We start from the raw sequence: 6552 nt of genomic DNA, 5'->3' as shown, positions 1-6552 counted from the left end.
CTAGCCCCCTGTGCTGTCGGGAGCCCTGGCGCGCGACGCCTTCTCCTCGATGCCGGAGCGGCCTTCACGCGCCTCCAGCCTGGCGGCGATCGTATCCAGCGTGACGCCTGACGCGGTCAGCAGCACCAGCCAGTGGTAGAGCAGGTCTGCGCTCTCCTCCGCCAGGGCGTCCGGATCGTCCTGCATGGCGGCGACTACCGTCTCCACCGCCTCCTCGCCGAACTTCTTGGCCGCCCGCGCGACGCCTCCCGCAAGCAGATGGGCGGTGTAGGAGCTGGCGGGGTCCGCGCCCTGTCGCGCCTTGATCGTGTCGTCCAGCCGCTGCAGCGCACGAGCCAGGCGGTCGAACGAGCCACTCATCTCAGATCCCGCACCGGCAGGCCGGCCGCCGCCATGGCCGCTTTGGCCTCGCTGAGGCTCACCTCGCCGAAATGGAAGATCGAGGCCGCCAGCACCGCCGAGGCGCCGCCGTCACGCACCGCCTCCACCATGTGCTGGGCCGAGCCCGCGCCACCCGAGGCGATCACCGGGATCGGAACGGCCTCGCTGAACCGCTTGAGCAGCGCGATGTCGTAGCCGCCCTTCACGCCGTCCCGATCCATGGAGGTCAGGAGGATTTCGCCTGCGCCGCAGGTTACGGCGGTGGCGGCGTAGTCCAGCGCGTCCAGCCCGGTGGCTTTCCTGCCGCCGTAGGTGAACACCTCCCAGCGCCCGGCCTCGACCTGCTTCACATCGATGGCGGCCACCACGCACTGCTCGCCGAAGGCGTCGGCGCAGGCGGCGATCAGCTGCGGGTTCTCCACCGCCGCGGTGTTGACCGAAACCTTGTCCGCGCCCGAGCGGAGCAGCCGGCGAGCATCCTCCACCGTGCGCACCCCCCCTCCAACCGCCAGGGGCATGAAGCAGGCGTCGGCGGTCCGTGCGATCATGTCGAGCATGGCGGACCGGCCGTCGGACGAGGCGGTGATGTCCAGAAACATGAGTTCGTCGGCCCCGGCTTCGTCATAGGCCTGCGCCTGTTCCACCGGATCGCCCGCGTCGCGGAGCGAGGTGAAGTTCACGCCCTTCACCACGCGCCCGTCCTTCACGTCGAGGCAGGGGATGACGCGCACCTTGAGCAAGGCTCAGCGCCGCGCCGCCGCCAGGGCTGCACGAGCGTCCAGCGCCCCGGTGTAGAGCGCCTTGCCCAGGACGGCGCCTGAGATGGGTGCGCCCACGCGCCGCTTGAGTCGAAGGATGTCGTCCACCCCCGCTACGCCGCCTGAAGCGATCACCGGGATGGCCACGGCGTCCGCCACCGCGCCGATCTCGGGCACGTTGACGCCGGCGAGCGTGCCGTCTCGGCCGATGTCGGTGACGATCAGGGCGGCGACGCCCGCATCCTCGAACCGCCGCGCCAGGTCGGTGGGGTCGAGTTCGGACGTCTGGACCCAGCCGGCGACAGCCACCTTGCCATGACGCACGTCGATGGCCACGGCCACCTGCTCGGGGAACTCGGCGGCGGCTTGGCGCACCAGCTCGGGATTGTTGACCGCGGCGGTTCCCAGGATCACGCGGCTGACGCCGGCCTCGATCCAGGCGGCCACATCCCTGAGGCTCCGTACACCCCCGCCGACCTGCACCGGGATGGCGGCGGTCTGCAGGATGGCGTGGACGGCGACCTCGTTCACCGAGCGCCCCTCGATGGCGCCGTCCAGGTCCACCACGTGCAGCCAGGAGAAGCCCTCGGCGGCGAAGCGGCGGGCCTGGTCGGCGGGGTCGTCGTTGAACACGGTGGCCTGGCCCATGTCGCCCTTGAGCAGGCGCACGCACTGGCCGCCCTTCAGGTCGATGGCCGGATAGAGGATCAAGGCCGCCACTCCAGGAAGCGCGCGATCAGCGCAAGCCCTGCGCCTTGAGACTTCTCGGGGTGGAACTGCACACCGGCGACATTGGCGTTCGCCACCGCTGCCGTGATGGTCCCCCCATAGTCGCTGACCGCAAGTACGACGCCCGGGTCGGTCGGGTCGAACACATATGAGTGGGTGAAGTACATCTGGGAGGTGGACGCCTCTCGGAACAGCGGGTGAGGCAGGGCGGAGACGTCGTTCCAGCCCACATGGGGCACCTTCAACGCGTCCTCGCCCGGTTCGAGCCGCCGCACCTCTCCCTTGATCCAGTCCAGCCCGGCGCGGGGTCCGAACTCCAGTCCTCGCGAGGCCAGTAGCTGCATGCCGACGCAGACGCCGAGGAACGGGCGGCCCTGCGTCTGCACTGCGTCAGTCATCGCCTCCAACAGACCCGGCCGCTGTTCCAGCGCGTCCATGCAGGCGGAGAAGGCGCCCACGCCCGGCAGCACGATCCGGTCGGCGCGGGCGATCACATCCGGCGCGTCGGTCACCACGACCTCGTGGCCGCGAGAGAGCGTCCCGGCCGCCCGGGCGAGCGCCTTCTCCGCCGAGCGCAGGTTGCCCGAGCCGTAGTCGATCAGGGCGACGGTGGGCATGAGCGGCTCAGAGCACGCCCTTGGTGGAAGGGGCGGCGCCTTGCGTCTTCGGATCGAGCTCAACGGCCTGGCGGAGCGCGCGGGCCAGAGCCTTGAAGCCGCTCTCGGCGATGTGGTGGCTGTTCTCGCCGTACAACGTCTCCAGGTGCACGCAGGCGCCGGCGTTCATGGCGAAGGCGTGGTGGAACTCCTTGAACAGCTCAGTGTCCATCTCGCCGACCTTGTCGCGCGGGAAGGCGACCTTCCAGATCAGGTAGGGCCGGTTGGACAGGTCCAGCGCACAGCGGGTCAGGGTCTCGTCCATGGGGATGTAGGCCGCCCCGAAGCGGCGCACGCCCCTGAAGCCGTCCAGCGCCTGCTTCACCGCGAGGCCCAGCGCGATGCCGGTGTCCTCCACTGTGTGGTGCATGTCGATGTGCAGGTCGCCCCGGGTCTCGACCTCCAGGTCGATGCCGGAGTGGCGGGCGAAGCCGTCAAGCATATGGTCGAAGAAGCCGATCCCGGTGGTGATGGTGGAGGCGCCGATCCCGTCCAGGTCGACCCGGACCCGGATCTGGGTCTCCTTGGTGTCGCGCCGCACTTCGGCGGTGCGGTGAGCGGTGACCTGCGAGCCGTCGGCCATGGGGGTCTCCTGCCTTCGGCCTAGATCAGGCCGGCGGCTTCGGCCAGGGCCTTCAGCGGCGTCTGGGGCCGGGGCCCGTAGTGCGCGATCACCTCCACCGCCGCCAGGGCGCCGAGCCGGCCGCAGGTGCGCGGATCGAGGTGGCGGGCCAGGCCGTAGAGCACGCCGGCGGCGTATTGATCACCAGCGCCGGTGGTATCCACCACCTTGCCGACAGGCGCGGCCTCGACGGCGGTGGTCGCACCGCCTGTCACGATCACCGATCCCTGAGCCCCGCGGGTGACCACCACGGTGGCGACCTTGGCGGACAGCGCCTTCAGCGCCTCGTCGAAGTCCTGGGTCTGGAACAGCGCCATGGCCTCGGCCTCGTTGGCGAAGACGATGTCGGCGTTGGCCCCGATGAAGTCGAGCAGGGCGTCGCGGTGACGCTCCACCACGAAGGCGTCCGACAGCGTCAGGGCCACGCGCCGCCCGGCCTTGCGCCCGATCCCCGCCGCCTTGGCGAAGGCCTCGCGCGCGGCGGGCGGGTCGAACAGGTAGCCTTCCAGGTAGATGATCTCCGCCGCCTCGATCAGCTGCGGATCGACGTCTTCGGGCGTGAGCGCGTTGGCGGCGCCCAGATAGGTGCACATGGTGCGCTGGCCGTCTTCGGTGACGTTGACCAGGCAGCGGCCGGTGCCCTCCGGTCCCTTGGACGGTGTGGGGCGGAAGTGGACGCCGATGGCGGTGATGTCGTGGCGGAACACCTCGCCCAGCGTGTCGTCGGCGACCTTGCCGACGTAGGCGGCGCGGCCGCCGAGGCTCGCCACCCCGGCCACGGTGTTGCCCGCCGAGCCGCCTGAGGCTTCGACGCCCGCCGCCATGCACGTGTAGAGGCTCGACGCGCGCTCGGCGTCGATCAGCATCATGGCGCCCTTGGCGAGGTTCTCGCCGCTCAGGAATTCGTCGCTGGCCGGCGCCAGCACGTCCACGATGGCGTTGCCGACGGCGGCGACGTCGAAGGAAGAGGACATGCGGATTCCGGGAACGGCGGCGTCGGGTGGAAGGCGACTTATAGCCGTACGGGGCGCCGGGGCAACTTCGGTCTCCCGCTCATTGCGCCTTGCGCCTGAGGGCGATGTAGTAGGCGCCGTCGCCGCCGTGGTGCGCCTCCGCCGGCGACAGGCCGGCCACCACGCCTCGCAACCGCGGGTCGGCCAGCCATTCCGGCGTGCGGCGGCGGAGCACCCCCTGGCCGGCATAGCCCTTGCCGGTGATCACCAGCACGGCGCGGGCGCCGGCGGCCTGGGCGTCGAGCAGGAAGTCGAGCAGGCGGGTGCGGGCGCGGTCCTGGTCCAGGCCGTGCAGATCGAGGCGGGCCTCGATCACCTCGCGGCCCCGCGCGATCCTATGCTTGCGCCTGGGCTCGATGCCCTGGGGGTCCAGCGCGGGCGGCTTGGCGGCGGCCTTGGGCCTGGGCGCCGAGCCCGGTCTGGCGACTTTCGCCGGCCCGACCGCTGGGGCTGCAGAGGGTGCAGGGGAGGGAGCCGCCAGCTTCGGCGCCGCCCGACCTGGGGATGGCCGCACGGTGGCGGTGACCACCGCCCAGAGCCTAGTCTCCTCCGGACGCAGGGGCCGCTTCATGACCCGCTCCTGCTTCGCGCGCCGAGGCTCCGCCCCCGGCGACCGGGACCAGCCTCACCATCAGCAAGGTATGGCGCACCCGCCCCGCCTCAAGCCCTGCCGCCTCGCCCCGGCCCAGATAGAGGTCGGCCCGCACGTCGCCCCGGATGGCCGATCCGGTGTCCAGCGCCATCACCAGGCGGCGATAGGTCTTCACCGCGCCGCTGAGGGTCGGGGCGGCGGCGTCGATCCAGTAGGGCTCGCCATAGGGGTGCCAGGCGGGGTCGACGGCCACGGCGCGCCCAGGCGTCAGGGGCAGGCCGGCCGCCCCGGCCGGCTCGCGCCCGTCGTCGGGGGTCAGGTTGAAGAAGACGTAGCGGGGGTTGAGGTCCATCACCGACTGGGCCTCAGCGCCGGCATGGGCGCGCAGCCAGGCGCGAATGGCGGAGCCCGAGGCCCGGTCCCGCTCCAGCTCGCCCCGGCGCACCATGGCCGAGGCGATGGGCACGAACGGCCGGCCGTTGTCGGCCGCATAGCTGGCCTTCATCCGCCGCCCGTCGGGAAAGGTGAGCACGCCCGAGCCCTGGATCTGCAGGAAGAACAGGTCCTCGGGCCGCATGTAGGCCAGGGCGTCGGTGGCGGGGGTGAGCTCGATGCCGGCGCGGGCAGGGTAGGGCCAGGTCTGCCCGCCATCGCCGAGCTGGCGCGCGAGCGGCTTGTGGCTTGACGGGTCGGTGGCGTCGCCTGGCGGGTAGACGAGGTCGGCGGGCCTGCCCCTGAGCGCGGCGGAAAAGCCGCCTCCGGGCATGCTGCGAGCGGGGTATTCCGGTGCGAAATAGGCTGTGAGCAGGCCGGGGCCCGGCAGGATCATAGGTCGAAAATTAGTTTCGAAGAACACACGGGCGGCGGGATCGTCGACCCGGCCGAGCGCCCGGGCGCGCGTGCAGACAGCTTGCATGCCGGGCGCGGCCGCCGACACGCAGCCGGCCTGGAACGCCGCCAGCGCCGCGGAGTGGTCCTCGTCCGCCCAGCCGGGCAGGTTGGCCAGGTCGGAGACGCCCTCGCCGCCGGCCGAACGGGGGGTCTGGGGTGCGACCCGCGGCGCTGGCGCATAGGCCGGCGACCCTGCGAGCTGGGTGGGCGCACAGCCAGCCAGGGCGGCCGCGTAGAGGAGGCCAAGGGCAAGGGCCGCCCGCGAGCGGCCCGGCGCAACGGCCATCAGGCCTCCGCAGCCTCCACCCGGGCCAAGGTCCAGTTGGGGTCGCGGCTGGTGACCAGGCGCTCAAAGGTCCAGAACTCGGCGGTGCGGCGGTCGTCCACCGCCTCACCCGCGGCGTCCTTAGTGCGCGAGCGCAGCTCCGACAGGAAGCGAACCCGCACCCGCGCGGTCTCGCCGTTCACTGAGGCGTCGTCCAGGTCGGCGCGGGGCGGCTGCAGGAATTCCACCTGCTCGGTGCGGGCCGCCGCCTCGCGCTGGGCCAGGCCGCGCTCGAAGGCGCCGAACACGGTGCTGGAGGTCAGGCCCTTCAACACGCCGCGATCGCCCGCCGCGTAGGCCTTGACGATCTGCTCGTAGGCGGTGCGGGCGCCGCTGAGAAAGCGCTGGGGGTCGAAGCTCGGATCACGCGCCTTCAGGGCGCCGACGCCGGTGGGCTGGATGGGCGCGGCCGTGTCGGTCGCCCCCGCGGGTCCGCGGGGGGTCAGCACCTTGGCGAGGCCGAGCTTGCTGGCGTCCTGCGGCTGACGTCCCATGCGCCGGCCCAGCACCGAATAGAGCTGGAACAGCACGACGGCGGCGAAGGCGGCGGCGAGGAGGAGTTCTACGACTTGCAAGGGGCTAACC

Annotated in this window: 9 protein-coding genes; all 9 read right to left on the bottom strand. The window is 71.8% G+C overall.

Annotated features, from left to right (window positions below; genetic code table 11):
* Entirely contained in the window at nucleotides 1–360 is a 360-nt protein-coding gene (locus HUV06_RS04440) for a phosphoribosyl-ATP diphosphatase (RefSeq protein ID WP_174300065.1), read from the bottom strand.
* Nucleotides 357–1121, bottom strand: coding sequence for an imidazole glycerol phosphate synthase subunit HisF (hisF, locus tag HUV06_RS04435; protein ID WP_174300064.1), 765 nt, complete (start codon nucleotides 1119–1121; stop codon nucleotides 357–359). Before hisF ends, HUV06_RS04440 begins: the two co-directional genes overlap by 4 nt.
* A gap of 3 nt (nucleotides 1122–1124) precedes the next feature.
* Nucleotides 1125–1850 (bottom strand): 1-(5-phosphoribosyl)-5-[(5-phosphoribosylamino)methylideneamino]imidazole-4-carboxamide isomerase, encoded by a 726-nt coding sequence (gene hisA / locus HUV06_RS04430; RefSeq protein ID WP_254600873.1) that lies wholly within the window; start codon nucleotides 1848–1850, stop codon nucleotides 1125–1127.
* Complete coding sequence (gene hisH, locus HUV06_RS04425) at nucleotides 1847–2485, bottom strand: imidazole glycerol phosphate synthase subunit HisH (RefSeq protein WP_174300062.1); 639 nt, start codon at nucleotides 2483–2485, stop codon at nucleotides 1847–1849. The genes hisA and hisH overlap by 4 nt, the downstream gene beginning before the upstream one ends.
* A 7-nt stretch (nucleotides 2486–2492) precedes the next feature.
* The gene (hisB, locus tag HUV06_RS04420) at nucleotides 2493–3107 is read right to left on the bottom strand and encodes an imidazoleglycerol-phosphate dehydratase HisB (protein WP_174300061.1); all 615 of its coding nucleotides are present in this window, start codon (nucleotides 3105–3107) and stop codon (nucleotides 2493–2495) included.
* Nucleotides 3108–3127: 20 nt separating this feature from the next.
* Nucleotides 3128–4120 (bottom strand): adenosine kinase, encoded by a 993-nt coding sequence (locus HUV06_RS04415; protein ID WP_174300060.1) that lies wholly within the window; start codon nucleotides 4118–4120, stop codon nucleotides 3128–3130.
* Between the two features lie 79 nt (nucleotides 4121–4199).
* Nucleotides 4200–4730: a Smr/MutS family protein gene (locus HUV06_RS04410; protein WP_174300059.1), complete on the bottom strand. Its 531-nt coding sequence runs from the start codon at nucleotides 4728–4730 to the stop codon at nucleotides 4200–4202.
* A complete protein-coding gene (locus tag HUV06_RS04405) occupies nucleotides 4699–5928 on the bottom strand; it encodes an MltA domain-containing protein (RefSeq protein WP_174300058.1) in 1230 nt (409 codons plus the stop codon). Before HUV06_RS04405 ends, HUV06_RS04410 begins: the two co-directional genes overlap by 32 nt.
* A complete protein-coding gene (timA, locus tag HUV06_RS04400) occupies nucleotides 5928–6542 on the bottom strand; it encodes a TIM44-related membrane protein TimA (RefSeq protein ID WP_174300057.1) in 615 nt (204 codons plus the stop codon). Before timA ends, HUV06_RS04405 begins: the two co-directional genes overlap by 1 nt.
* Between the last annotated feature and the right edge of the window lie 10 nt (nucleotides 6543–6552).

Source organism: Caulobacter sp. S45, from assembly GCF_903642205.1.
In the GTDB taxonomy this organism is placed as follows: Bacteria; Pseudomonadota; Alphaproteobacteria; order Caulobacterales; family Caulobacteraceae; genus CAHJWH01.
Note: the sequence above shows the minus strand (reverse complement) of the source record. Positions and strands in the feature narration are given on the sequence as shown.

Excerpts from the sequence above, each read along its gene's own strand:
- HUV06_RS04415 (WP_174300060.1), bottom strand. The coding sequence starts at position 4,120 with ATGTCCTCTTCCTTCGACGTCGCCGCCGTCGGCAACGCCATCGTGGAC.
- hisH (WP_174300062.1), bottom strand. The coding sequence starts at position 2,485 with ATGCCCACCGTCGCCCTGATCGACTACGGCTCGGGCAACCTGCGCTCG.
- HUV06_RS04405 (WP_174300058.1), bottom strand. The coding sequence starts at position 5,928 with ATGGCCGTTGCGCCGGGCCGCTCGCGGGCGGCCCTTGCCCTTGGCCTC.
- HUV06_RS04440 (WP_174300065.1), bottom strand. The coding sequence starts at position 360 with ATGAGTGGCTCGTTCGACCGCCTGGCTCGTGCGCTGCAGCGGCTGGAC.
- HUV06_RS04410 (WP_174300059.1), bottom strand. The coding sequence starts at position 4,730 with ATGAAGCGGCCCCTGCGTCCGGAGGAGACTAGGCTCTGGGCGGTGGTC.
- hisB (WP_174300061.1), bottom strand. The coding sequence starts at position 3,107 with ATGGCCGACGGCTCGCAGGTCACCGCTCACCGCACCGCCGAAGTGCGG.